This window comes from Oceanobacillus sp. M65, from assembly GCF_052246275.1.
Lineage (GTDB): Bacteria > Bacillota > Bacilli > Bacillales > Amphibacillaceae > Oceanobacillus_B > Oceanobacillus_B jordanicus.
Window position 1 is genome coordinate 289,043 of the sequence record NZ_JBQQCJ010000004.1, and the last position, 23,466, is coordinate 312,508.

26 protein-coding genes are annotated in these 23,466 nt (G+C 38.6%); 14 read left to right on the forward strand and 12 right to left on the reverse strand.

Translation table 11 applies throughout. The annotated features are described in order from the left end of the window. Window positions 1-131: 131 nt before the first annotated feature. Window positions 132-3,113, reverse strand: coding sequence for a sensor domain-containing protein (locus ACTWPF_RS16535; protein WP_443149852.1), 2,982 nt, complete (start codon window positions 3,111-3,113; stop codon window positions 132-134). A gap of 178 nt (window positions 3,114-3,291) precedes the next feature. Between ACTWPF_RS16535 and mbcS the strand changes: the two genes are divergently transcribed. Then, a complete protein-coding gene (mbcS, locus tag ACTWPF_RS16540; protein WP_443149853.1) occupies window positions 3,292-4,866 on the forward strand; it encodes an acyl-CoA synthetase MbcS in 1,575 nt (524 codons plus the stop codon). A gap of 555 nt (window positions 4,867-5,421) precedes the next feature. On the opposite strand, the gene ACTWPF_RS16545 is transcribed toward mbcS, so the two are convergent. Beyond that, complete coding sequence (locus ACTWPF_RS16545; protein WP_443149854.1) at window positions 5,422-5,652, reverse strand: hypothetical protein; 231 nt, start codon at window positions 5,650-5,652, stop codon at window positions 5,422-5,424. Window positions 5,653-5,814: 162 nt separating this feature from the next. Here ACTWPF_RS16545 and ACTWPF_RS16550 point away from each other — a divergent pair, with 162 nt between their 5' ends. From ACTWPF_RS16550 to ACTWPF_RS16590, 9 genes are all read left to right on the forward strand, one after another. Beyond that, entirely contained in the window at window positions 5,815-7,950 is a 2,136-nt protein-coding gene (locus tag ACTWPF_RS16550; RefSeq protein WP_443149855.1) for an AAA family ATPase, read from the forward strand. Window positions 7,951-8,091: 141 nt separating this feature from the next. Beyond that, a complete protein-coding gene (locus tag ACTWPF_RS16555) occupies window positions 8,092-8,970 on the forward strand; it encodes a ComEC/Rec2 family competence protein (RefSeq protein WP_238022121.1) in 879 nt (292 codons plus the stop codon). Between the two features lie 68 nt (window positions 8,971-9,038). Further along, a complete protein-coding gene (locus tag ACTWPF_RS16560) occupies window positions 9,039-9,884 on the forward strand; it encodes an SPFH domain-containing protein (RefSeq protein WP_443149883.1) in 846 nt (281 codons plus the stop codon). 25 nt (window positions 9,885-9,909) lie between these two features. Continuing rightward, window positions 9,910-10,089, forward strand: coding sequence for a hypothetical protein (locus tag ACTWPF_RS16565; RefSeq protein WP_036577444.1), 180 nt, complete (start codon window positions 9,910-9,912; stop codon window positions 10,087-10,089). A 68-nt stretch (window positions 10,090-10,157) separates the two neighbouring features. Next, on the forward strand, window positions 10,158-10,346 hold the full coding sequence (locus ACTWPF_RS16570) for a hypothetical protein (RefSeq protein ID WP_443149856.1): 189 nt from the start codon (window positions 10,158-10,160) through the stop codon (window positions 10,344-10,346). Between the two features lie 166 nt (window positions 10,347-10,512). Beyond that, window positions 10,513-10,890 carry a GntR family transcriptional regulator gene (locus ACTWPF_RS16575; RefSeq protein ID WP_238022124.1) on the forward strand — a complete coding sequence of 126 codons (378 nt, stop codon included), beginning with the start codon at window positions 10,513-10,515 and terminating at the stop codon, window positions 10,888-10,890. Further along, window positions 10,880-11,737 carry an ABC transporter ATP-binding protein gene (locus ACTWPF_RS16580; protein WP_106895970.1) on the forward strand — a complete coding sequence of 286 codons (858 nt, stop codon included), beginning with the start codon at window positions 10,880-10,882 and terminating at the stop codon, window positions 11,735-11,737. Before ACTWPF_RS16575 ends, ACTWPF_RS16580 begins: the two co-directional genes overlap by 11 nt. 2 nt (window positions 11,738-11,739) lie before the next feature. Then, complete coding sequence (locus ACTWPF_RS16585; protein ID WP_106895971.1) at window positions 11,740-12,426, forward strand: hypothetical protein; 687 nt, start codon at window positions 11,740-11,742, stop codon at window positions 12,424-12,426. Between the two features lie 24 nt (window positions 12,427-12,450). Further along, on the forward strand, window positions 12,451-12,759 hold the full coding sequence (locus ACTWPF_RS16590) for a hypothetical protein (RefSeq protein WP_443149857.1): 309 nt from the start codon (window positions 12,451-12,453) through the stop codon (window positions 12,757-12,759). A gap of 20 nt (window positions 12,760-12,779) precedes the next feature. Here the strand turns inward: ACTWPF_RS16590 and ACTWPF_RS16595 are convergent, their stop codons facing one another. The 6 genes from ACTWPF_RS16595 to ACTWPF_RS16620 all read right to left on the reverse strand — a co-directional run bounded on the left by ACTWPF_RS16595 (window position 12,780) and on the right by ACTWPF_RS16620 (window position 16,842). Next, window positions 12,780-13,556 carry an ABC transporter permease gene (locus ACTWPF_RS16595; protein WP_443149858.1) on the reverse strand — a complete coding sequence of 259 codons (777 nt, stop codon included), beginning with the start codon at window positions 13,554-13,556 and terminating at the stop codon, window positions 12,780-12,782. Further along, complete coding sequence (locus ACTWPF_RS16600) at window positions 13,553-14,467, reverse strand: ABC transporter ATP-binding protein (RefSeq protein ID WP_161465027.1); 915 nt, start codon at window positions 14,465-14,467, stop codon at window positions 13,553-13,555. Before ACTWPF_RS16600 ends, ACTWPF_RS16595 begins: the two co-directional genes overlap by 4 nt. Beyond that, window positions 14,468-14,671: a PLD nuclease N-terminal domain-containing protein gene (locus tag ACTWPF_RS16605; RefSeq protein WP_161465028.1), complete on the reverse strand. Its 204-nt coding sequence runs from the start codon at window positions 14,669-14,671 to the stop codon at window positions 14,468-14,470. It abuts the gene before it with no gap. An 18-nt stretch (window positions 14,672-14,689) separates the two neighbouring features. Further along, window positions 14,690-15,793 carry a DUF1648 domain-containing protein gene (locus tag ACTWPF_RS16610; protein ID WP_443149859.1) on the reverse strand — a complete coding sequence of 368 codons (1,104 nt, stop codon included), beginning with the start codon at window positions 15,791-15,793 and terminating at the stop codon, window positions 14,690-14,692. Then, window positions 15,790-16,185, reverse strand: coding sequence for a GntR family transcriptional regulator (locus ACTWPF_RS16615; protein WP_443149860.1), 396 nt, complete (start codon window positions 16,183-16,185; stop codon window positions 15,790-15,792). The genes ACTWPF_RS16610 and ACTWPF_RS16615 overlap by 4 nt, the downstream gene beginning before the upstream one ends. A 240-nt stretch (window positions 16,186-16,425) precedes the next feature. Continuing rightward, on the reverse strand, window positions 16,426-16,842 hold the full coding sequence (locus tag ACTWPF_RS16620; RefSeq protein WP_443149861.1) for a helix-turn-helix domain-containing protein: 417 nt from the start codon (window positions 16,840-16,842) through the stop codon (window positions 16,426-16,428). Between the two features lie 144 nt (window positions 16,843-16,986). Between ACTWPF_RS16620 and ACTWPF_RS16625 the strand changes: the two genes are divergently transcribed. Then, window positions 16,987-17,307 (forward strand): hypothetical protein, encoded by a 321-nt coding sequence (locus tag ACTWPF_RS16625; RefSeq protein WP_238022130.1) that lies wholly within the window; start codon window positions 16,987-16,989, stop codon window positions 17,305-17,307. 31 nt (window positions 17,308-17,338) lie between these two features. Here the strand turns inward: ACTWPF_RS16625 and ACTWPF_RS16630 are convergent, their stop codons facing one another. The 3 genes from ACTWPF_RS16630 to ACTWPF_RS16640 form a co-directional block, all read right to left on the reverse strand. Further along, window positions 17,339-17,473, reverse strand: coding sequence for a YfhE family protein (locus tag ACTWPF_RS16630; protein WP_106895978.1), 135 nt, complete (start codon window positions 17,471-17,473; stop codon window positions 17,339-17,341). A gap of 64 nt (window positions 17,474-17,537) precedes the next feature. After that, a complete protein-coding gene (locus ACTWPF_RS16635) occupies window positions 17,538-18,095 on the reverse strand; it encodes a GNAT family N-acetyltransferase (protein ID WP_443149862.1) in 558 nt (185 codons plus the stop codon). A 448-nt stretch (window positions 18,096-18,543) separates the two neighbouring features. After that, the gene (locus ACTWPF_RS16640; RefSeq protein ID WP_106895980.1) at window positions 18,544-19,434 is read right to left on the reverse strand and encodes a TIGR01777 family oxidoreductase; all 891 of its coding nucleotides are present in this window, start codon (window positions 19,432-19,434) and stop codon (window positions 18,544-18,546) included. Between the two features lie 580 nt (window positions 19,435-20,014). Between ACTWPF_RS16640 and recX the strand changes: the two genes are divergently transcribed. Continuing rightward, window positions 20,015-20,824, forward strand: coding sequence for a recombination regulator RecX (gene recX, locus ACTWPF_RS16645; protein WP_106895981.1), 810 nt, complete (start codon window positions 20,015-20,017; stop codon window positions 20,822-20,824). Between the two features lie 67 nt (window positions 20,825-20,891). After that, entirely contained in the window at window positions 20,892-21,236 is a 345-nt protein-coding gene (locus tag ACTWPF_RS16650) for a YfhH family protein (protein WP_106895982.1), read from the forward strand. A gap of 27 nt (window positions 21,237-21,263) precedes the next feature. On the opposite strand, the gene ACTWPF_RS16655 is transcribed toward ACTWPF_RS16650, so the two are convergent. After that, on the reverse strand, window positions 21,264-22,250 hold the full coding sequence (locus ACTWPF_RS16655; protein ID WP_106895983.1) for a metal-dependent hydrolase: 987 nt from the start codon (window positions 22,248-22,250) through the stop codon (window positions 21,264-21,266). A gap of 135 nt (window positions 22,251-22,385) precedes the next feature. Here ACTWPF_RS16655 and mutY point away from each other — a divergent pair, with 135 nt between their 5' ends. Beyond that, entirely contained in the window at window positions 22,386-23,456 is a 1,071-nt protein-coding gene (gene mutY, locus ACTWPF_RS16660; protein WP_443149863.1) for an A/G-specific adenine glycosylase, read from the forward strand. The last annotated feature ends 10 nt before the right edge of the window (window positions 23,457-23,466 follow it).

The window sequence follows — 23,466 nt, forward strand, 5'->3', positions numbered from 1 at the left end:
GGGCATCGTATCTCCGGATTCATACATGTAAAAAACGTTAAGCCTATTCTGTTTTTCATATCTAATTTATTATAATTCATAGTCGTTGAGTACCTCATTTTTATAGCCTCATTTCAAATACTGTCTTCATATTAATAAGCTTGGCTGTTCCCCAGATAGGTACAAGGGTTTCCTGTGAAAAAGTCGGTATCAGGTAACTCCTCATTGTCCTCTTTTAACCTAGTTAGTTTCTCCATGAGCTCGCTTAGTTTTTCTTCTTCTCCTGTATGAAACTGTATTCCATAAATAACATAAGATTGCTTTGTTTCTTGTTGCCATACGGGGGATCCAGTTAGACAATAGGATTCACCCATAATGGAAAAAGAAAATTCAAATGCCATATCGGATGGTACAGGCAATATAACGGATGTGATAATTTGAATCCCTTTTAAACTGATATCCTTGATTAAAATCTTCGCTGAGCCTAGTTCAATCTCTTGTTTATCATATTCCGAGATAATTAACTTTCCTTTAAGCCAGTGGAGGAACTGGTACCGTGCACTTTCTCTTCTGTCCTTAAGCGGCATGTCTTGTTTTTGGCTTTCTTTTGGGATGAGGTAGCCATCATGTAATAATTCTTCAAAGACTGGTAAAGGGACAGGCTTAGAAAAGTAATAACCCTGGATAAGATCACAATTTCTTTCTTTCAAAAATTCATACTGTGCTTTTTCTTCCACGCCCTCTGCTACTATTTGCATACCAATTTCCTTAGCTAGGTGCATAACAGCAGAAACGATAGCAGCATCTTTTTTGTTTGCAGAAGTAATATTTTGGATGAAAATCTGATCGATTTTAATAATATCTGCTTCAAATTCATGCAAGTAATTTAAAGAGGCATAGCCTGTACCAAAATCATCAATTGCTATTTTTATGCCGAGTTTACGAAGCTCCTCTAGCGTTTTGAGCACACCTATCTCGTTCTTTAATAAGGAGCTCTCTGTTATTTCTATCTCGAGCATGGAAGCAGGAATTCTATATAAAGCTAGCTGTCCTTCCACCAACTCAACTAGGCCTCGCTTTAATAAACGAATGGGCGAAAGGTTAATCGATATCGGGATGACAGGATATCCTGCTTCTCTCCAAAGCCATAGCTGGGCACATGTTTTCCGAATTACCCAATCACTAATATGATGAATGAGATGGTTTTCTTCTGCCAGCGGGATAAATTCATTAGGTGGGACCATCCCCCAGTCACGGTGATTCCATCTTATAAGCGCTTCTGCACCTTTAATTTTTCCAGTAGCAGCTTCTACTTGAGGCTGGTAGTACAATTCGAATTCTTCATTTACAATTGCTCTTCGCATATCTTTTTCCAATAAGAACTTTTTGTAAGAAGAAATATCCCTTGAGAAAGAATAGAATTGATAGTTGTTACTACCTTGTTGCTTGGCATGATAAAGGGCGGAATAAGCATTTTCCAATAACCTCAGCTTACTTGTACCATCTTCAGGATAAAAGCTGATCCCCACACTTGTGGTTATATGTAGTTCATAATCCTTTACCATTAAAGCTTTACCAATGGATTGTATGGTCTGCTGTGCTAGGTCAAATACTTCTTCTTTTCCATTATAATGATGAACAATCATAACAAAATCATTGTTGTTTAATCTTGCAAGATAGCCAGTTGATGGCACGATGTCCCTAAGGCGTTCAGCTAGCTGGTGTATAACCATATCTCCGACTTGATAACCGAGCGAGTGGTTAATCACATTGAATCTGTCAAGATCTAGGTGGAGAATGGCGAATGGTTGATCTTCGTTAATAAGCTTGTCCACTGTTTCATGTAAGCTTTGTTGATTGGGGAGATCGGTTATCTCGTCGTGTGTAGAAATATAACGCAGGTGATCTTGCATCTGCTTCTCATCCGTTATGTCCACTAAAACACCGAATAAATGCGTGATTCTCCCGTCTTCATTGACCCATGGGATTGTTTGGTCATAAACCCATTTGATAGAATGGTCTCCACAAATGATCTTATATTTATGTTTAATCGGCTTCCCTTTCATAAGCTGATCCTGTTTTAGAAATACCTTATCCCGAAAGTCAGGATGAATAATATTTTCCCAAACAGCGGGGTCCTCATATATTTTTTCTAGTGGAATCTGAAGTAAGTCAACAAGTTGCTCAGAGGCAAGGGTGACTTTGTTTGTATTAAATTCCTTCATCCATATACCGCCGTCAAGGTTATTAAACATATGGACCATACTATTTAAAGTATTACGTAGCTCTATTTCCAGGTTTTTCTCTTCCGTGTAATCCATAACCACACCGATTAATTTCCATGGAGCATTATTCTGCCACAAAACCTCTGCTTGCACCCTTAAGTAGCGGAGCTTGTTTTCATCTCTTTCATGATAGATTCTATAATCCACTTTATAGGATTTTCCTTCTCTTAATGCAAGCTTATAGATGGAACTGGTTTTATCACGATCATCAGGATGGATATAGCGCAATAATAGTTTGTTCATCGTCACCTCTTCTGATTTCGGCAGTCCAAAAATTTCATAAAAGGCCGGCGAACAGAATAGATCGTCGTCAGGTATTATATATTCCCAACTCCCTACAGAAGCCACTTTTTGCGCAGCGATAAGGTGTGTTTTATGTTTCTTCAATTCTTCAGCTAGTTCCTTTATCTCACTCGTATCTTCAATAATAATATAAACACCATTTATCTTATCAGACCCCCAAATGGGCACAAAGGTGAGACAAGCATGAATAATTTCTCTTTTAGAATATTCCTTAATCGCTATTTCGTGTCTTTCTGAAACACCATGAAGTGCTTTTTGAAAGGCATCAATAAGCGTTTTTTTATAGGACTTTGGAATCAAGTCCATAAGAGTCACTTCATCCATTGAAGGAATGCCAAGAAACTTCCCAATACTATCTTTATTTTTGGATAGAATTTCCCCTTGTGGTGAAAAGGCAATAATTAAATCTGGATGATACATTGCAAGGGAAGCGTAATAATTAAGTAATTCCTGTTTTATGTTCGCATTTTCATTGTTGGACGATTCTGTGTTGGGTGGAACGGAAAACAATTTACCCAAAGAACCTTCTTTATCAAAAGATGTCATATGCTAACCCCATTTTTGGAAGTTTGTAATAAGAATTTAACAATTAAGAACAGTATAATATACCCAAATTTAAATTGAAATAGCTAACTATATGGAAATTAGTACTACAAATCATAATGCGTTTAAATTTTTATAAAATTTTGATATGATAGGTGAAATTAGGTGAGGAGGGGATTCGATGGAAAAACAGGATTTAATTGCTCCAGAATCATATAACATCGTGATGGAAGTGGAACGCTTTGCAAAAGAGACAGGTAAGAAAGCTCTTATTTGGGAAAATGAAGATGGTGACCGAAAAGAACTAACATATAATAAGTTAATAGAGAATGCAAATAAAATTGGTAACGCTTTCCTGGAAAATGGTCTAAAAAAAGGTGACAAGCTACTTGTCATGATCCCCAAGGTAATAGACGCGTATGAAGTGTACCTTGCAGCATTAAAGACTGGAATCATAATCATTCCTTGTTCAGAAATGTTGAAGGTTAATGACTTACAGTACAGGGTCACACATGCGGAGGTAAGCGGAATAGTAAGCTACCATCCATTCGTCGACCAATATGAGGGGATCGAACAATTATCCAAGCTAAAACGTTTTGTAGTAGGGGAGCCAGCTGACAATTGGATGTATTTAGATCAATTAAAAAAAGAAGCATCTGATACGCTTGAGACTGTTAAAACATCACGCGATGATATTGCATTTTTGCCATATACTTCTGGAACAACAGGTAATCCTAAAGGGGTTGTCCACACGCACGGTTGGGGTTTTGCTCATTTAAAGACTGCTTCTGAAAACTGGCTTTGCATTAAAGAGGGGGACAAAGTATGGGCTACGGCTGGGCCGGGTTGGCAGAAGTGGACCTGGAGTCCTTTTCTTTCGGTGCTAGGGTCAGGAGCTACAGGCTTTGTATATCACGGTAAATTTAATGCAAAGAAATATCTGCAGCTCTTGGAGGATAATGAGATTAACGTGCTGTGCTGTACACCAACAGAGTACCGTATGATGGCAAAACTCAATAATCTTGACACGTATCAGCTACCAGCTTTGCATAGTGCAGTTTCCGCTGGTGAACCGTTAAATGTAGAAGTTATCAATACATTTAAGAAGCATTTTAATATCATAGTAAGAGATGGCTACGGACAAACAGAAAATACATTATTACTTGGAGTAATGAAAGGGATGAAAGTAAAACCAGGTTCTATGGGTAAACCGACGCCAGGGAATGAGGTAGAAATCATAGATGAGTCAGGTGCTCCTTTAGGTGTGAACCAGGTAGGCGATATTGCAGTGAAACTTGATTGCCCTGCATTATTCCGTGAGTATTATAAGGATAGTGAACGCACAAAAATGACACAGCGCGGAGAATATTATGTAACAGGAGATCAAGCTTCTAAGGATGAAGATGGCTATTTTTGGTTTGAAGGTAGAAGTGATGATATTATTATAAGTTCCGGTTATACGATCGGGCCTTTTGAAGTAGAAGATGCTCTCGTGAAGCACTATGCTGTCCAAGAATGTGCAGTGGTGGCAAGCCCGCATGAGGACCGTGGAAGTATTGTAAAAGCCTTTGTCGTCTTGAGAGAGGACGTTCATCCAGATGAAGCATTAATAAAAGAGCTTCAAGACCATGTGAAAGAAACGACAGCCCCTTATAAATATCCAAGGGAAATAGAGTTCATTAAAGAGCTACCAAAAACCACGTCTGGTAAAATTAGACGAATTGAGTTGCGTAATAAAGAGAAAGAACAGGTGTAAAAGCCAGTTAATATATTTGCAATTTGCAGGACGGATTCTAGTTTTTGGATTCGTCCTGTTTTGTTATACATATTTGAGGTGGGGTGCGAATTGGTTAGATGAGCGGTTTAATTTAATAGAGGTGCGGTTCAATGGATCGCCTGGGTGCTTTAATCAACGGGATGAGGGTTTTAATCAATCACAGGTCAGCTTCAATCGCCCGGATGAGCGTTTCAATTGATCGCAGGTCAGCTTCAATCGACAGTAAGAGCGTCCCAATCGATCACACGGTAGCTTCAATCGCCAGCAAGAGCGTCCCAATCAATCACAAGGCAGCTTCAATCGACAGCAAGAGCGTCCCAATCAATCACAAGGCAGCTTCAATCAACGGCAAGAGCGTCCCAATCGATCACACGGTAGCTTCAATCGACAGCAAGAGCGTCCCAATCAATCACAAGGCAGCTTCAATCGACAGCAAGAGCGTCCCAATCAATCGCACGGCAACTCCAATCAACATAAGAGCGTCCCAATCAATCGCAGGTCAGCTTCAATCAACGGCATAAGCGTTTTAATCAATCACAAGGCAGCTTCAATCGACAGCAAGAGCGTCCTAATCGATTGCAGGTCAGCTTCAATCGCCCGGATGAGCGTTCCAATCGGTCGCAGGTCAGCTCCAATCAACGGCATAAGCGTTTTAATCAATCGCAGGTCAGCTTCAATCGACAGCAAGAGCGTCCCAATCAATCGCACGGCAACTCCAATCAACAGCAAGAGCGTCCCAATCAATCGCGCGGCAACTCCAATCAACCACACGAGCCTCCAAATCGTGCCCGTGCGCCTCTCCTAAAAATTTTAAACAAAAGACTTGAAAGTCAAAATAGGTCAGAGTATAATATGAATCAAAGGTCAAATATAGTCAAAGTCAAATTTGATTAACATTTGATTTAAACAGTCAAGGAGGAATGGAAAATGCTTTGTCAAAACTGTGGTGAAAACCAAGCAAATATAAATGTCGCAATGAAAATGAATAATGAAATGTCTGAATTGCACCTTTGTAATGATTGCTTTCAAGAAATCCAAGGACAAATGATGAATTCTAATGATTTCTTCTCTAATTCACCTTTTGGAAATGCAGAGCAAGCATTTTCTCAGCATTTTTCTCAAGGTAATAGTAAAGCAGGTACAAAAACAAAAGAGAAAAAGAATAATCGTGGCAATGGCTTAATTGACCAATTGGCGAAAAACGTGACCCACGCTGCAAGAGCAGGTCTAATCGACCCTGTTATTGGAAGAGATAATGAAGTAAAACGTGTCATTGAGACTTTAAATAGAAGAAATAAAAACAACCCAGTATTAATCGGGGAACCAGGTGTCGGGAAAACAGCTATTGCTGAAGGATTGGCATTGAAAATTAGTGAAGGTAATGTTCCAGCTAAGCTAATGAATAAAGAGATTTATATGCTAGATGTCGCTTCTCTTATAGCTAATACAGGAATACGCGGTCAGTTTGAAGAACGAATGAAAAAACTTATTCAGGAAGTTCAAGAGCGCCAAGATGTTATTTTATTCGTTGATGAGATCCATCAAATTGTAGGTGCTGGAACAGCTGAAAGCTCGCAAATGGATGCAGGGAATATTCTTAAGCCAGCACTCGCAAGAGGAGATCTTCAATTAATTGGTGCAACAACTTTAAAAGAATACCGTCAAATTGAAAAGGATGCTGCGTTGGAACGTCGTTTACAACCGATTATTGTGAAGGAGCCATCTGCCGAAGAGGCAGTCCAGATTCTTCATGGGATCAAGGATCGCTATGAAGCATACCATGAGGTCCGTTATTCTGATGAAGCCATTCAGGCGTTTGTGACGTTATCAAACCGTTATATTCAAGATCGTTTTCTACCAGATAAAGCGATTGACCTAATGGATGAAGTCGGATCAAGGCTAAACCTTGTGAATGCAGAGAAGGACTCTAATTCCATTAATCAACGCTTGGAAGAAATAATTAAGGAAAAAGAAGAAGCAGCTGAGAGAGAAGACTATGAAAAAGCAGCAAACTTACGCTACCAAGAAATTCAACTACAAAAGCAATTAGAAAAAGCAAAAGATGAAGAACAGGTAATAGATGTAGACTTATCGGATATTCAATTAATTGTAGAAGAAAAGACAGGTATTCCTGTTACAAAGCTTGCAGCAGATGAACAAATGAAATTGAAAAACATTGGAGAAAATCTCCGTGCTAAAGTTATAGGTCAAGATGAGGCTGTCGGTAAAGTAGCTAAAGCCATCCGCCGTAGCCGCGCTGGTTTAAAATCTAAATATCGCCCAATCGGCTCCTTCCTTTTTGTTGGACCAACTGGTGTAGGGAAAACCGAATTAACAAAATCACTAGCTGAGGAACTGTTTGGATCTAAAGAATCGCTTATTCGCCTTGATATGAGTGAATATATGGAAAAACACGCAGTCTCCAAAATTATCGGTTCACCTCCTGGTTATGTTGGTCATGAGGAAGCTGGTCAGCTAACAGAGCGTATTAGAAGAAATCCGTATTCCATTCTTCTTCTTGATGAGATTGAAAAGGCTCATCCAGATGTGCAGAACATGTTCCTGCAAATTATGGAGGACGGGCATTTAACAGACTCTCAAGGCCGAACAGTCAGTTTTAAGGAAACCGTCATTATTATGACAAGTAATGCTGGTACAGGTGTAAAAGAAGTAAACGTCGGATTTAATAGTGCACAGCATGATGCAGTTTCTACTTTAGAAAACCTTGGTGCATACTTTAAACCAGAGTTTCTTAACCGTTTTGACTCTATTATCCAGTTCAATGAATTGGAAGAAGCGCATCTGTTAACTATTGTCGACCTAATGATCAATGATCTGCAAAAAAATATGGAAGAAAATCATATAACTATTTCGATTTCTGATGAAGCCAAGCGTCAACTTGCTACCCTGGGTTATGATCGCCGCTTTGGTGCACGACCGTTACGTCGGGTTATCCAAGATAAGATTGAAGATCAACTAACAGATTTAATCTTAGAAGAGGATACTATTAAACACGTTGAAGTAACTGTTAAAGAAGAGGATATCGTTGTAGAAAAAGCTTAAAGAATTAGGCGCTGGACAAAATGTTCAGCGTCTTTTTTATTAGATACTAAACCGAAGTCCAACCTTTCCCCAGCTTGTTCCACTCATAAATACTTCCCAATTGTTGAAAACTAACCCTATTACGAAACAGAGGGTGTCTACATGTGTTGTCATAAACGTCTAATTACCATTTTACTTCTTTTTGTTTATTTTATACTCCTTTTGATACCTGTCTCGGCTGAAGTTAAACCTGGATTATTAAAGGTGCACTTTCTTGATGTAGGTCAAGGGGATAGCATTCTAATGAATACACCGTCAGGAAAAAACATTTTGATTGATGGAGGGCCTCCGGGTTCTGGAAAAAAAATAATTGCTTATTTGAAGGAAAAACAAATAGATAGGATAGATTTATTGATTACAACCCATCCAGATATTGATCATATAGGTGGCCTGCCTCAAGTATTAAAAAAGGTGAAGGTAAAGCAGGTAGTTGATTCTGGGAAACTCCATACAACTCGGACGTATGCAAAGTACATCCAGCAAATTATAAAGCATGACATCCCTGTTAGGCTGGCTGAGAAAAATGAATTATTAAGAATAGACCCACTGTTAACGATACGGATTTTGAATACCTATGGTAATTCGAAGAACAACAACCAATCATCGATTGCGTTAAAAGTGACATACGATGACATTGATCTTCTATTAATGAGTGATGTTGAAATGAAACAGGAAAAAGAATTTTTGAAATCGTATGATGTCAATGCGGAAATTATTAAAGTAGCGCATCATGGGTCAAATACAAGTTCCTCACTGGACTTTTTAAAGGCCGTATCGCCTGAGACAGCAATTTTGACATATAGTATCGAAAATGATTACGGTCATCCAGTTGATCGGGTTATCCGTAATTTGTACAAAGTAAAATCAGATATTTACTCCACTGCTGTCTTTGGTGACTTAGAAATTAGGTCGGATGGAAAAAGTTATTTGGTGCTCCCAAGCAGAGAACCACTATCGAATATTAGAAAAGAGGCAGGATAGTTATTTACAATTTAATACAAAAGTGATATCATAATGATACAAAATAGTGGGGATGGTGTAGTCTTATGATGAAAGAGAAAAATGCTTGGATGATGAATGGTTTTTTAGGTATTGTTCTTATTGCTGCATTGCTAGCAGGTACAGTGTTCAGCTTTGTTGAGCAACAATTTATCATCGGTGGTTTATGTCTTATTGTTGCGGTAACATTGGGTAGTGGTATTACACTTGTACAACCGAATCAATCAGCAGTAGTAATTTTTCTCGGGAAATACATGGGGAGTATTCGGAGAGAAGGGATTGTCATTACGGTACCTTTTTCGGTTAGAAAAACCATTTCATTACGTGTACGAAACTTTAACAGTAAACGTTTGAAGGTAAATGACGTAAATGGGAACCCGATAGAAATCGCTGCAGTTATCGTGTTTAAAGTTGTAGATGCTGCAAAGGCAGTGTTTGATGTGGATCGCTACGAACAGTTTGTAGAAATTCAAAGTGAAACAGCAATTCGCGCTGTTGCTACAAAGTATCCTTATGATACATTTAAGGATGTCGAGCTTACCTTAAGAGGAAATGCTGAAGAAGTATCATCTCAATTGACGTCAGAATTACAAGATCGCTTAACCGTAGCTGGAGTAGAAGTAATTGAAGCAAGGCTTACACATTTGGCATATTCCACAGAAATTGCCCAAGCAATGCTACAAAGACAGCAAGCGAGCGCGATCATTGCTGCACGCAAACAAATTGTAGAAGGTGCAGTTGGAATGGTGCAGGATGCAATTTTGCAGCTTGAAAAAGACGGCGGAATAGAATTAGATGATGAAAGACGCGTTTCCATGGCAAATAATCTTCTCGTATCCATTGTTTCAGACCATGGCACCCAGCCGGTAATTAATACTGGATCGTTATATCAATAAATTCTTTAAGTAAAAGAGGGTTTCTATGCCTAAGAAGAAGAACTTTCCGCTACGTATTGATCCCAAGCTTTATGACATACTGCAGTCATGGGCAAAGGATGAATTCCGCAGTGTTAATAGTCACGTCGAGTTTTTGCTTCGGGAAGCAGCAAAAAAATCCGGAAGATTACCAAAAAGTGAAGATAAAAAAATAGGTGAAGATTAGAACCTGTACAATCTATGTACAGGTTCTTTTTTTTGTATTAGGAGCTCCTGTAAAGTGGATCGAGAACGATGCGAAGTGTGAATCGTCATCGCCCAAAAGTGAAATCAAAGCAGGGCAAAGTGAATCGTCATCGCCCAAAAGTGAAATCAAAGCAGGGCAAAGTGAATCGTCATCGCCCAAAAGTGAAATCAAAGCAGGGCAAAGTGAATCGTCATCGCCCAAAAGTGAAACCAAAGCAGCGCAAAGTGGCACCATAGCTCCCCAAAATGGAACCTTCATCCTACAAACTTAAACGAACTTTTCCGCTATTCGATCTCAAATTCACAAAATTAACTTAAACTAACCAAATCCCTCTTGACTTTTATGTTCTTTAGTTATATGGTTAGTTACATAAGTAATTAACCAAATAACAAAGGTGATGAGATGAAAAATAACTTAGATGAAACGAAACCCATTTTTCTTCAGATTAAAGAACAGCTGGAAGACTCTATTTTAAGTGATTCCATTAAGGCTGGGGAGCGGGTTCCTTCAACAAATGAATTTGCATCCTATTACCAGATCAATCCAGCTACAGCAGCCAAAGGGATTAATGAGCTGGTAATGGAAGAAATACTCTATAAGCGAAGAGGTGTAGGGATGTTTGTCACAGAGAACGCCAAAGACATTTTAATAAAAAAGCGTAAGCAGACGTTTTACAATCACTATATTCAACCATTGCGACAGGAGGCAGCTAAGCTGCACATCAGTAAAGAAGAATTGCTTGAGATGATTCAAAAGGGGGATGAGACAGATGAAAATTGAAGTGAAAAACCTAACGAAAAAATATAAGGATAAGCTGGCGTTAAATAACATTTCGTTCACATTAGAAGGTCCAAAGCTTTACGGACTTTTGGGAAGAAATGGGGCAGGGAAGACGACTTTTATGGATATTCTTGCTGGAAATATCCGTGCAAGTAAGGGAGAAATTTTAATAGACGGAGAAGTTCCCTTTGATAATCAGAAGTTAACGGAATCCGTTTGTCTCATTAAAGAAGGGCATAATTTCAAAAGAGATTTAACTGTGAAAAATGTGCTTAAAATCTATTCCTACTTTTACCCCAAATGGGATCAAAATCTGGCTGATGAACTAATAGAGTTTTATGACCTAAATAAAAATGCCAGGGTAAAGTCACTATCCAAGGGGATGGAATCCTCACTTGGTATTATTGTGGGGCTCGCAAGTAAAGCGCCGATTACGGTATTTGATGAACCCTATATTGGCCTTGATGCAGCTGCCAGAAAGAAATTCTATGAACTTTTATTAGAAGAATTCGAGACAGATAAACGAATGATTATTTTATCCACACACTTAATTGATGAGGTTAGTCTCATGTTTGAAGAGGTTTTGATTATTCAAAAAGGCTCTCTTGTGATGCAGGAAGAAGCAGAGTACTTACGGAACAATACATGTGCTGTTACTGGAACAAGAGATGAAGTCAAAACATTTATCCAAGGAAAAGAAGTGCTCGAAACGAAGGAACTGGCCGGTGTAATGACAGCGTACGTTTATGGTAATGCTGCAGATGCTAAGGCGCAAGGGCTTCGTGTAGAGAGTATACCAATTCAAGAATTGATGATTTATTTAACCGAAGGAAAGAAGGGAGCATGACAATGGGGAGACAACTTAAAGGACTATTATATTTCTTTAGCTCGAATATACGTCATTCCTTACTAATTTTTTGGACCATTTTAATGAGTATTCTAGTAGTAACCTTAACCATTTCCTATTTTCTATTGAACGTGGAAGGTGAAATGGCCTTTTCTCTTACAGCACCAATGTATGTTTACTGCGGTATCATGGGTTTTATAACAGTAAAGGAAATGATACCTTTTTCGATTAAGATGGGGGCTACTAGAAAAAATTTATATGTAGTAATAGCTATCTTCTTTTTACTACTATCTTTATTTAAAGCTATTGCTGGCACAATCATTCAGGTTCTTGTTACCAGCATGAATGAAGCGATAGGGTTAAACAACTTTGATTTTCTTCACCTAGCTCAATTTATAGACGATACGTGGTATACACGAGTAGTAATTGACACAGCTGTCATGTTTTTCTTTTTAACACTTATGTTTTTACTTGGTTTACTGTTCTATCGGTTTGGCTTTGCAGGTGCAGGTTCAGTTCTAGGAATTCTGCTTGTAGGGTTACTGCTCTCTATTGCAAAAGGTTGGGCTTGGGACTTTATTACAAATATAGTGGAATCATTCGGCATGACGTTCTTTTTACAAATGACCATTATGAGTATCGTGTTTTATGTATTATCCTTCTTCCTTGTAAGACGAATCACAATTTAAAAACCAGAATGTTAAGAGGTTGGGTTGGGACATAAGAAAATTAAACAAGAAAAAACGGGACGTTCATACGACGTATTACAGAAAAAAAATCAAATACTCGCGGATACCCCCCTGATTGTTTGGTATCTGGATTACACTTTAGCGAAGGAAAAATGCGGAGACTCTAGTGGGAACAGCACAAGTCCGAAGGCCCCGCAAGAAGCGATTTTTGCTTCTGAGGAGACTAAGGCCGTGCCCACTGAAAGCGGAGTATTTTCCGGAGCGGTAATTAAGCAGTTTGTTTATTATTGTTCGGGTTTTAAAAAGGCTGTGACGTTATGTCCCAGCCTTTAAAGCTTTATTTAACAGACCCTTTATCCATTCTGTTTTCGGCGAAAGCTATAAACAGACAGAGCAACAAGAAGTATGCTTAAAGCTAATGAAGTAAAGGCAGTGCCGAGAAGCTTGTCAGAAATCGTATTTGTCCGTAACAACTCCTGAACGTAGGTGGATAAATGACCTGGACTCCATGTGAGAACATGACCAATCACTTGTGTTAACAAACTAAGAATCATAACCGAAACAATGGTTAAAAATACGACAAGCCCAGGTTTCGAGACAAATGTATTAAAGAGAATTGCCAGACTGATAACGAATAAAAACCACAGGCCGTAGAAGAGCACTCCTTTCGCCCATGTCATAAAAGGCAAGCTACCATATAAAATGTTTGTATAATACCACCCTGCAAATAAACCAATAACGGAAGAGCTACCGACTAATACGATTAACGATGCCCATTTCGTAGTAATGTAATTTGTATAGGAAACAGGCTTTACTAGAATGAGTTCTGATACGCCGCTAGCTTTTTCGCCCACAATCGGATTCATTGCTAGAAAAGCTACTAATAAAACGCCTAAGGTACTATACTGGCTTAAACTCATCATCATGATCTCTGCTGGGGCATAATCAGGAAGTTCGATAACGGTTCCAGCTGGAAACCCACCAGCGGATTGGATGATCTCCGGAAGGTAATAAGTTGTTATGGGATCCATAACGGCAAGTATTATAAAGACAATCGGTACCCAGATCCATTTTTTATTTCGCCAGCTCTCCAGCATCTCTTTCCGAAACATCGTAAACCATTGCATCATTGCTTCACCACCTTCATAAAAATATCTTCCATTTCAGCTTTATTTAATGAAAAACCAATGAGCGGCCAATTCTCTTGACCAGCTTTTTCTAAAAGGGTTTTTCGCAATAGGGATAAATCATCTGCTATAACAGCTATACTAGTTTGGTTTACCTTTACTTCGGTCACAAATGGGATGTTACGAATCCTTTTTTCATATTGCTGCAAATCCTGTATACCCTGAAACTCAAGTTCAATCACGTCTGTTTGGTATTTCTCTCTCAGCTCCTGCATGGTACCGGACTCAATAAGCTTGCCTTTGTGAAGGAGTAGCATTTCATCACTAATCGCATCGGCATCACTTAAAATATGAGTGGAAAAGAGAATAGTCATAGACTCTTTCAACTCTTTCATTAGTGTCAGTACATCTCTTCTACCGAGCGGATCGAGTGATGATACTGGCTCATCTAAAATTAAGACCTTTGGTTGATGGATCAAGGCCTGAGCCAAACCAAGTCTTTGTTTCATCCCCCCAGAATAGCCACTAATCCGCTTGTTTTTGGCCTCTTCAATACCAACTTTTTTCAACATCTCATCAGCCGCTTTTGTAGCCTCGACTTTTGAAAGAAGGGATAACTGGCCACTATAAATAAGAAATTCCCTCCCTGTCATCCAATTGTAGAAGACGGGGTATTGTGGCAGGTAACCAATGAATTTCCGATAGTCAACATGGTTCACGATATTGTCTAAACGTACGTCACCGTTAGTTGGGGATAGGAGACCTGAAAGCATTCGTAAAATGGTTGTTTTCCCAGCTCCGTTAGGCCCAATCAACGCAATACATTTTCCTTCCGGCAGCGAAAAACTGACATCGTCCACAGCGGTGTGTGAGCCATATTTTTTGGTAACATGCGTAGCAGATAAAACCGTCATTTAATCATTTCTCCTTCCAAAGATAAAATAGGCGATTGGACCAATTGTATGAAGAACAACTACAATGAAAACCCACATACCCTTTCGTCCGTTCACATTATCAGCCTTGATTAAATCAATAAGTGCAATAACCATTAATATGGCTTGAATAATAAGAAATGGTGCAACAATTGCCCAGTCAATATTTTCGAAAAGCTCTTTCATGGTCAAATGCTCCTTTCATTACAAAGATAATAGTAAAGGAATACCTGCAGCTAAGAGGATAATGCCAAGCAGTATAATCCATGCTAGTGGCCGCGCCATATTCACTGTCCAGCCAATTCCAAATCGCTTTTCAAGGAACAAGGCAGGGTCATTTTTATTGAAATAAATTTGGCCAAGCTTCCAATATCGATCATCATCTCTATCCACATAGCTACTATTATTTACGGCTTGTTTCCTGACACGACTCCCACCTTGACCTGTGGTAATGGAAAGGAATAGAGTAGCAATAATCATCCCACCGGTTAACACGAGAGGGGCACCAACTAGCAGCTCTGATTGGATAGGCTGATAAAAGGAGTATTGGATAAAGGAAAACAAAAACGTTAAACCATAACTCGTTATTACGATAAAGGCGGACCATCTTCTTCTGAAAACGCGATTTTGTTCGGCAGATACTTCAGGGTTATCTCCATCAATTTGTTGCTTTGCTCTTGTAATGATTATATTGACAAACAAGAAGAGACAAGCAAGGAAAACTTGCATGATCGGCATCAACAGGATGACTCTATAAGACGTTTCTGCCGAGTTCGTTATATTACCGGAAAAGTCATATTGCATGGGAATCGTGTCAGGCAACGTGTCGTAATAAATGAAAGATAAGGCAGCAGTGATAAATGCGATTAAAAAAGACGGGACGAACCATATATTGCTAACTGAAAGCTTTTGCCGGCGAAAACGCAGATCAATGGAAAGTTGTTGCTTTTTATTTCTAACCCATCCTTCTTCTGCTTTCCGCTGCTTTACTTGCCTGTGGAAATACAAGTACAAGAAAAAGCTGATTATCAAGTAGCCAAGTATGATAGCGCCGAGTAGGATGCTAAGTGTGGTCTCATTATCACTTGTAGTACCAAATCCAAGAAATATAATCGTAACGATCAAACTAACAATGCCAACAGCAATTGCATACTTTTTACGGAATTGTTTCATTTCATTGGTATGATAGATTTCCTCTGGTATAGAGACACCGAAGCTTTCTGTTTTCCTCGTCAAATATGGGATAAACATCATGATAATAAACACGGGGGCGACAATAAAAAAGAATAATAATAGAATAAATGTCATTTTTTCTCACCTTCTTCGTTAAATTCGTTAAATAGATCCTGGCATTGCTTTAAAAACTCCTCCTCGGAAACCTGACGGCATATGGATTCAGCAACGAAGGGACGAAGCTTTTTCTGTACTTGTTCCATGTAAGCAGCGTCTGCTTTTGCGACCCCATCTGGATGAATGACTACTCCTTTTTGTCTATGAATAAGGATAAAGCCTTCTTGTTTTAAATGCTGATACGCTTTGTTTACAGTGTGCAGGTTGATGCCAATATCTGCTGCCATTGCTCTTACTGAGGGCAGCGGATCACCAGGCGAAAGGTTTTTCTTGGCTATCCCCTCAATAATTTGATGGATTAATTGGGTGTAAATTGGTTCATCTGATTCAAAGTCAAGACGAATAAACATGTAAATAACCCTTTCTGTCATTTTATGTTCTAACTGTTATACATATAATATAACAGATAAACATAAAGTGCAATATAAAAAGCGTATTAGATAAGTTCACATTCGCTCGTCTTTTAATAAATGTGTCTTATTTCTTATACTTTGACCTTCAAAAATTCAACCGACTCGTCATTGCTTCTTAGTTAAATCTTATCTTTTCGAACGTAAAAAAAAGAACTGATATCTAAAATCAGCTCCTTTTTATAACTGTTCGTATTGGTCTAACATAGCTTCGAGGATCTTTTGAATCGACTCTTGTTTCTTTTCTGGTAAAGCTTGGATTCTGTTTAGATATTCCTTCATTTTGGGATGCGAACGTAAATAGTCGATATTTTGGTATAGTTCTTGGTCGAGCCCAACTTTATTCTGTCCATAGACTCGTTGGAAGTCTTTTAGCATTTCTTGCTCATAAGCAAAGCTACCTGTGAGATGGTCCAGTGAGAGCTCAAATAACGAAGCAATTTTAAGTAATGAGACAACATCTGGCACCGCAGTCCTGTTCTCCCATTTTGTTACAACAGATCGGGAAATGGCTAGTTTGCCTGCTAAATCTTGTTGAGTCCAGCCATTTTGCATTCTAAAATGTTTTATATTTACTGCGAGTTTTTCTAATTTCATGTCCACCACTAACTTTCTAATCTCAAGCTTTTTGTATCTTTTATACTATCATGACGAAAAGAGACAGAAGGGGAATCGTTTGTTCTTATATAGAACATATAGTAAAATGTTCTCATATAGAACTTATGTGAGGTGAATTTAATGGTGAGTTGTATGATTCTTAGGCATCCTACGATATCTAACTTAACGAAATGCAAAATGTTGCGTTTCCTTTTCCATGAAGTAAATTTTGAAATCCACGTGGTGAAACAGGATACGGTTGTTATCTATGTGTGGAATATCCAGCAAACGGAGCTTTGGCAAGCAGCCGTGATGGTTGCAGTGACGGATATAGAAGTTGGCTATGGAAAAGGATTTAGTAAACATGAAGCAAGAAAAAAAGCAGACCATGTGTTAAGAAAATGGGTTCACATTCCAGTATCTACAGGAGTAGAAGATGGATATTCTGGTAGCTTTGGTATCTAAAAACATAAAATAAAAAAAGAAATCAAAGCGGTTAGCTTCGATTCCCTCTTTGTGACAGCTGCTGATAAACGCGATCTGCTTGCTTAAATTCTTTCTGATAGAGAACTTCTTGTGTTTTTGATAGGAATTTCTCATGCTGCTGCAATTGTTTGCCGTTGTGCTTCATTAGAACACCTCCATGTATCCATTAGGATCACCAAGAGGGAGGAATCTATACATTTTTTTTAAGATTAACCAACTTCCTCTTCAGTATGCTGCTGTTCGGTGTTTGCAAAAGTTTGGTAAGAAACGTAATGATCCTTCGAGATTAAGAACAAATCATATACTTCTTCTTGCTTATTTATCTCTTGGTACACTTCTGGATAGGTGTTATTGGCAATCGTCACATATGGTAGCTTTACTACTGCTTTCAGCGACCTGCTGTTTGTTTTTCTTACTTTCATAAACACGCCATTAATATTATGAGTCAAAAAGAGCTCATCAAAGAATTGCTCCTTCGCACGTTTATTATAGCCTTTTCCAAAATAGGGCTGGCCAATCCATGTTGCAAGAAACCCATACCCATCCTGTATATCAAATAGACTTATCGTACCAATTGGGTGGTAATATTCATCTAGAATTGTACGGGAAACGAGTTCTTCATTTTCCTCAGCTTCCATTGTCTGTTTTGTAATGAAGAGAAACTCCTCACTTGAGTAGGCTTTATGTCTAACATAGGGGAAGACCTCTGGATGTTTAATCAGTTCATATAATACAGGCGCCTCTTGTAGGTCACGCATTTTAAGCATAAAAAATACCCTCCTTATGGACAGGTGGGTATTCTAAATAACCATAAGGGAATTTAGTAAGTTGACCCACCCACGAATTTTTAGTTAACGTTCAACAAAAATTCGGGGTGGGAATCGAACCCACTAGAACCAGCATTGCTGGTGGCGCACCATTTGCCTTCCCTATTTAATTTCTACGTTCTAATTTTTATATTTCATCTCTTTCAGTTTATGAATTTGATGTTTGATAGCATTATTTTACACATTTTTATTTAGAAAGGGAATACCCTTTTTTGTAAAATTTCCCGACAATTTTTTACAATAAATTGATAAACAAAATTGTATGTTAGTGTCCTCAGAAATATGAGCAACTGCAGGGGCAGAAACTTGGCTTTCTGCTTTTAGGTCCATGCATTTTGACAGGTCTAGAGAACCTAAAATAGATCCTTCTAGAAAAATTATACATGAGCTATTCTTCAATCGAGCTTATTGCTTCTTTTAGATGCGGATAATTAAATTGGAAACCATGGTCCTGGGCTTTTTTAGGAAGGACATATTGACCTTTTGTGACAAGCTTCCCCATTTCACCGATAAGTAAATGAATCATAGTAGATGGTACAGGTAACCAGTAGGGCCTATGCATTACAGAAGCTAGTATACGCATAAAATCTTTATTGCGTTTTGGATTTGGCGCCGTAGCATTTACCGGTCCTTCTATCTTTGGATCATTTAAACAAAATTGAATTAAGCGAACTACATCATGTATATGAATCCAGGAGAGCCATTGTTCCCCTGTTCCGATTTTTCCTCCGGCAAATAGTTTAACTGGTAAGCGCATAAGAGGAAAGGCTCCTTCCTTACCTAGAATTACACCAAATCGCAAAAATACAGTGCGGATACCGAGTTGATTCTCAGCTTGATTAGCCACTGCTTCCCACTCAAGAGCCACTTCCGCAAGAAAATCATTCCCAGCTTCATTTGTTGCTTCTGTAAAAATCTTATCCTCCGAACTGCCAAAATATCCAACAGCAGATCCACTAATAAACACATCTGGTTTATTGTCCATTTTTTTAATCATTTCAACGAGTAAATGGGTTATGTTAATACGGCTTTCTAAAATAGACTGCTTTTTACTTTTTGTCCAATAGCCAAAAAGGGACTCGCCTGCAAGGTTAATAACCGCATTGATATGGGGTAATGTGGTTGGATCGTGGTCATAGCCAATAAATGTTGCTAACTCCGAGTTCTGTTTATTCTCAGGTGAGCGGGTAAGTATGTACGTATGATGTCCATTCTCATGGAGAGCTTTTGTGAGGTGTTTCCCCACAAACCCAGTTCCACCAGTTATTAAAATATTCATTTCTAACACCTACTTTTCAACAAAATTTATCCCGGAGCAACCGTCCGTAAGACAGCCACTTCAAAACGTGAAGTCAAGCCGTGATGATTAAGTGGAAGTAAACGGACGCTAACACCCCGGTTCGTTCAACTAACAACAGTGGGGGAAGAACGAAACCCCCAACTGATTGAAGTTTCACTTTATAGTTATATATAGGATATGCAAAATCTCCGTTAGAAAACAGCGAAAGCATTGTTTGTTAGTAAAAAATGTTTCCTCCCCTATTTAGGAAGAAATTTATAAGTTTTTTGTGAAACTGTGTATCAACGTCCAGCTCCGGGCGCCAAAAACTAGGCAACTTCACGAATCGCACTTATACCCGGAGGGTGAAAGTCATCATCGGTTCCGGAATTAAGGTAGGTCGGCTAAAACCGTCCTTTGCGGCCAACACCGACATACCCCTTTGCCAGGGGCATGATTCCTTTATCTTGATTGCTGCGTTCCAGCCGCTACGTTTCTAAACGGCGCCCTACACTTTTGTTCTTTAAACGCGAACTTTTGCTCTGTTTTTGTTAAGATAAGAAAGGAGGGGTGAAACAACTTGAAAATTACCCGAATTACTACACAGAAAAAAAGTAAAAGCCGTTACAATATTTTTATTGCTGATGGTGATACAGACAAATACGGTTTTAGTGTGGATGAAGATATTTTAATTAAGTTTGGTCTTAGTAAAAATGATGAACTTGATGATGCAACGATTGAACAAATTTTAGAAAAAGATACGCTACATAAAATATATACCCAAGCCATTAACTTTTTAAGCTACCGAATGAGAACAAAAAAAGAAATTCGAGATTTTCTAATTAAAAAAGAAGCTGAGCCAGAGGAAGTAGAAGAGATAATGGACCGATTAAATGATGAGAAATTAATCAATGATAAGCAGTTTGCGGAGATGTTTGTAAGAACGAGAATAAACACTTCAAGTAAAGGACCAAATGTAATAAAAAGAGAGCTAATGGAAAAAGGGGTCGCAGCTAACATAGCTACAGAAGCGGTTTCTGTTTTCACTTATGACTTACAATATGAAAAAGCCCAACAGTTACTAGAAAAGAAGAGCCAGCATAAAAAGAATGTTTCCTTTCGTAAACAGCAAGAGCAATGGCGAACACAACTCATGCAAAAAGGGTTTTCACATGACGTGATAAACGAAGTATTGTCTGGGGATACAGTTGATAAGGATGAGGAAGCGGAACAGGAAGCATTAAGAAGTCAGGCTGAAAAACTAATTCGTAAATTTGAGAAGAAACATAGTGGCTATGAGCTCAGGAACAAAGTGAAAGAGGGACTTTATCGTAAAGGGTTTAACTTGGATAGCATCAAGAATGTACTAGAGGAAATATTTGAGGAGTAGCCAAGCCTTTATTTACACGAAGTGAAATTAAAGCTATGATTATGGATGCAACAGGGGAGGGATTTTTATGAGTACAAATTATAGATATAGCGATTATTCCATTGAGCAATTGCGGGCAGAAATAGGCAAATTAAAGGAAAAAGCACAAAAAGCTGAACAGCTTGGAAACATTTCGGAAGTTGCTGTTAATGAACGGAAAATGCAGGTGGCACTTGCCTATACATTAAATCCGAAAGATTTTAAAGCGGAAAAGATCTATACATTAAAGACAGATCCGGGTTACACATTTAAAATTAATTATATCAATGGTGTTTTTGCTTGGGGGCATAGAATAAACCTCCTTAATGAAATGAATGAGCAAGAAGAAGCAATTCCCATTTCTTTATTAGGAGATGCCGTAAAGGATAAATAAAAACAGCAGGTAGCCTTGCCTGCTGTTTTAAATGGGTGTTTCTTCAACATATAATTTACTTTGAAGTTTTCTTTCAGAAAAGATCCAGCCTGTATACGAACTCATAATTTGCATGTTGTCATCAATCTGAACAACCGCCACAAATGGGTAATGCCCTTTGGAACGGTACCTTAGATCGATGAAACGCACTTCAGTAAAATCATCAAAATCATTGATTTCCCATCGATAAACGGGTGAGAAGGATAGGAATGCTGAAACATTTTTATCCTCTTTTGCAATTTTCATGATTTCTGTATCAGGTAAAGGTAGCTTTTTGAATTCATCTACAATTTCGATGTGGCCGTTCTGCACACTACCTACGTAGAAACGATCCTTTGTCGTAACAGCGACACGCCAATAGTTTTGTTTAAGGGTAGGAGATGTTGCAATTTGTTCGACTTCTGAATAATAACCCTTTATTTCTTTTACAATTTCCCTTTTATCATTATACCTCTTCATGTAATACAAGAAGATAACCGCATAAATAATAAGCCAGGTATAACCAGGACTTGCACCTAGTAGCCATGCTCCAATTCCGGCAACGTGAAGTGCAAAGATATAGGGATCGAACGTGTTAATAAATCCATGTGCCACCCACTTATTGGTGAATGGGCGGTATGCCTGTGTTCCATAAGCATTAAATATATCTACAAACACATGTAGAACAACAGCGAGAAACGTCCATATCCATAAATGTAGGAAGTTTACACTTGGTACAAACAGATATATGATGGTAGCAATTAAAATTCCCCACATAATCACAGCAGGGACAGAATGTGTCGCTCCACGGTGATGTCGGATATAGGTTGCATTATCTCGCAACTTTAATACAGTATCAAAATCGGGTGCATGAGAACCGGCAATTGTCCCTACAAGCACCGCGTTAAATAGTAAGGGGTCTTGATGCACTGCGGGATCTAATGTAGCTAAACCGCCCAGTGCTACACCCATCACTATATGGGTACCAGTATCCATAAAATAGGTCCTCCTTAAAGATTTGGTCTTCATACAAAAGTTAGGATGTATGCTGGTGCGTCGTACTGGCATGAGTGATTACTTAAATTTAAGGCTATTTCGATTTATTTATTGTATCATACAGGATGTGAATTTATGAAAAATATACCGTTACAACATTTTAACATTTCCGATTTTCAGGAAGATCTAATAAATTGGTATCATGAAGAAAAGCGAGACTTACCTTGGCGGAAGGATCAGGATCCATACAAAATTTGGGTCTCAGAAATAATGCTCCAACAGACAAAGGTTGATACCGTCATCCCGTATTTCCACCGTTTCATCTCCAATTTTCCAACAGTTGAAGCTTTAGCTGCTGCAGACCAGCAGGATGTACTAAAAGCGTGGGAAGGCTTGGGATACTATTCCCGGGCTAGGAACTTACAAAACGCAGTTAGAGAAGTAGTAGCGACTTATGGTGGAGTTGTTCCTGATAATCCGGAAGAACTTGGATCATTAAAAGGAATTGGACCATACACCAAGGGAGCTATCCTCTCTATTGCTTATGATAAGCCAGAACCGGCAGTAGACGGAAATGTAATGCGGGTTTTTTCGAGATTGTTTTATATTGAAGATGATATTGCACTTCCTAAAACAAGAAAACTGTTTGAAGCATATGTTCGAGAAGTTATTGATCAAGATGATCCTTCTTCCTTTAACCAAGCAGTAATGGAATTAGGTGCTATTATATGCACTCCTAAATCACCTGCTTGTATGCTTTGCCCCGTCCAAGCGCATTGTCAGGCATACGCGGAAGGGGTAGAAGAAACGCTTCCTGTTAAGAAAAAGGCTAAGAAACAAAGAAAAGTACCTTATGTGGCACTTTTAATTCGGACGCCACAAGAGGAATATGTTATTGAAAAGCGCCAAAGTAATGGGCTGCTTGCTGACCTCTTTCAATTTCCAATGGTTCCAATTAGTGAAATTGGATATGACCATATTGAAAGCTGGTTTTATCAAGAGTATGGTATTACGCTTAATGTAAAGAATCATGCAGGAAAACTGAAGCACGTATTTTCCCATCTCATTTGGGAGCTGGAAATATATCATGCTGAAGCTGAGATAACAGCAATTGAAGATCAAAGACTAAAACTTGTTCCAAAAGAAGATGTAGCAAAATACCCTTTTCCTGTCTCACATCAAAAAATGATGAAGTACATGGGTTGAGAATAGGGGA

What these genes read in the sequence shown, in the direction of transcription:
- ACTWPF_RS16535 (WP_443149852.1), bottom strand. Translation starts at nt 3,113, where the DNA reads ATGACATCTTTTGATAAAGAAGGTTCTTTGGGTAAATTGTTTTCCGTT.
- mbcS (WP_443149853.1), top strand. Translation starts at nt 3,292, where the DNA reads ATGGAAAAACAGGATTTAATTGCTCCAGAATCATATAACATCGTGATG.
- ACTWPF_RS16550 (WP_443149855.1), top strand. Translation starts at nt 5,815, where the DNA reads ATGCTTTGTCAAAACTGTGGTGAAAACCAAGCAAATATAAATGTCGCA.
- ACTWPF_RS16555 (WP_238022121.1), top strand. Translation starts at nt 8,092, where the DNA reads ATGTGTTGTCATAAACGTCTAATTACCATTTTACTTCTTTTTGTTTAT.
- ACTWPF_RS16560 (WP_443149883.1), top strand. Translation starts at nt 9,039, where the DNA reads ATGAAAGAGAAAAATGCTTGGATGATGAATGGTTTTTTAGGTATTGTT.
- ACTWPF_RS16565 (WP_036577444.1), top strand. Translation starts at nt 9,910, where the DNA reads ATGCCTAAGAAGAAGAACTTTCCGCTACGTATTGATCCCAAGCTTTAT.
- ACTWPF_RS16570 (WP_443149856.1), top strand. Translation starts at nt 10,158, where the DNA reads ATGCGAAGTGTGAATCGTCATCGCCCAAAAGTGAAATCAAAGCAGGGC.
- ACTWPF_RS16575 (WP_238022124.1), top strand. Translation starts at nt 10,513, where the DNA reads ATGAAAAATAACTTAGATGAAACGAAACCCATTTTTCTTCAGATTAAA.
- ACTWPF_RS16580 (WP_106895970.1), top strand. Translation starts at nt 10,880, where the DNA reads ATGAAAATTGAAGTGAAAAACCTAACGAAAAAATATAAGGATAAGCTG.
- ACTWPF_RS16585 (WP_106895971.1), top strand. Translation starts at nt 11,740, where the DNA reads ATGGGGAGACAACTTAAAGGACTATTATATTTCTTTAGCTCGAATATA.
- ACTWPF_RS16595 (WP_443149858.1), bottom strand. Translation starts at nt 13,556, where the DNA reads ATGATGCAATGGTTTACGATGTTTCGGAAAGAGATGCTGGAGAGCTGG.
- ACTWPF_RS16600 (WP_161465027.1), bottom strand. Translation starts at nt 14,467, where the DNA reads ATGACGGTTTTATCTGCTACGCATGTTACCAAAAAATATGGCTCACAC.
- ACTWPF_RS16605 (WP_161465028.1), bottom strand. Translation starts at nt 14,671, where the DNA reads ATGAAAGAGCTTTTCGAAAATATTGACTGGGCAATTGTTGCACCATTT.
- ACTWPF_RS16610 (WP_443149859.1), bottom strand. Translation starts at nt 15,793, where the DNA reads ATGACATTTATTCTATTATTATTCTTTTTTATTGTCGCCCCCGTGTTT.
- ACTWPF_RS16615 (WP_443149860.1), bottom strand. Translation starts at nt 16,185, where the DNA reads ATGTTTATTCGTCTTGACTTTGAATCAGATGAACCAATTTACACCCAA.
- ACTWPF_RS16620 (WP_443149861.1), bottom strand. Translation starts at nt 16,842, where the DNA reads ATGAAATTAGAAAAACTCGCAGTAAATATAAAACATTTTAGAATGCAA.
- ACTWPF_RS16630 (WP_106895978.1), bottom strand. Translation starts at nt 17,473, where the DNA reads ATGAAGCACAACGGCAAACAATTGCAGCAGCATGAGAAATTCCTATCA.
- ACTWPF_RS16635 (WP_443149862.1), bottom strand. Translation starts at nt 18,095, where the DNA reads ATGCTTAAAATGCGTGACCTACAAGAGGCGCCTGTATTATATGAACTG.
- ACTWPF_RS16640 (WP_106895980.1), bottom strand. Translation starts at nt 19,434, where the DNA reads ATGAATATTTTAATAACTGGTGGAACTGGGTTTGTGGGGAAACACCTC.
- ACTWPF_RS16650 (WP_106895982.1), top strand. Translation starts at nt 20,892, where the DNA reads ATGAGTACAAATTATAGATATAGCGATTATTCCATTGAGCAATTGCGG.
- ACTWPF_RS16655 (WP_106895983.1), bottom strand. Translation starts at nt 22,250, where the DNA reads ATGGATACTGGTACCCATATAGTGATGGGTGTAGCACTGGGCGGTTTA.
- mutY (WP_443149863.1), top strand. Translation starts at nt 22,386, where the DNA reads ATGAAAAATATACCGTTACAACATTTTAACATTTCCGATTTTCAGGAA.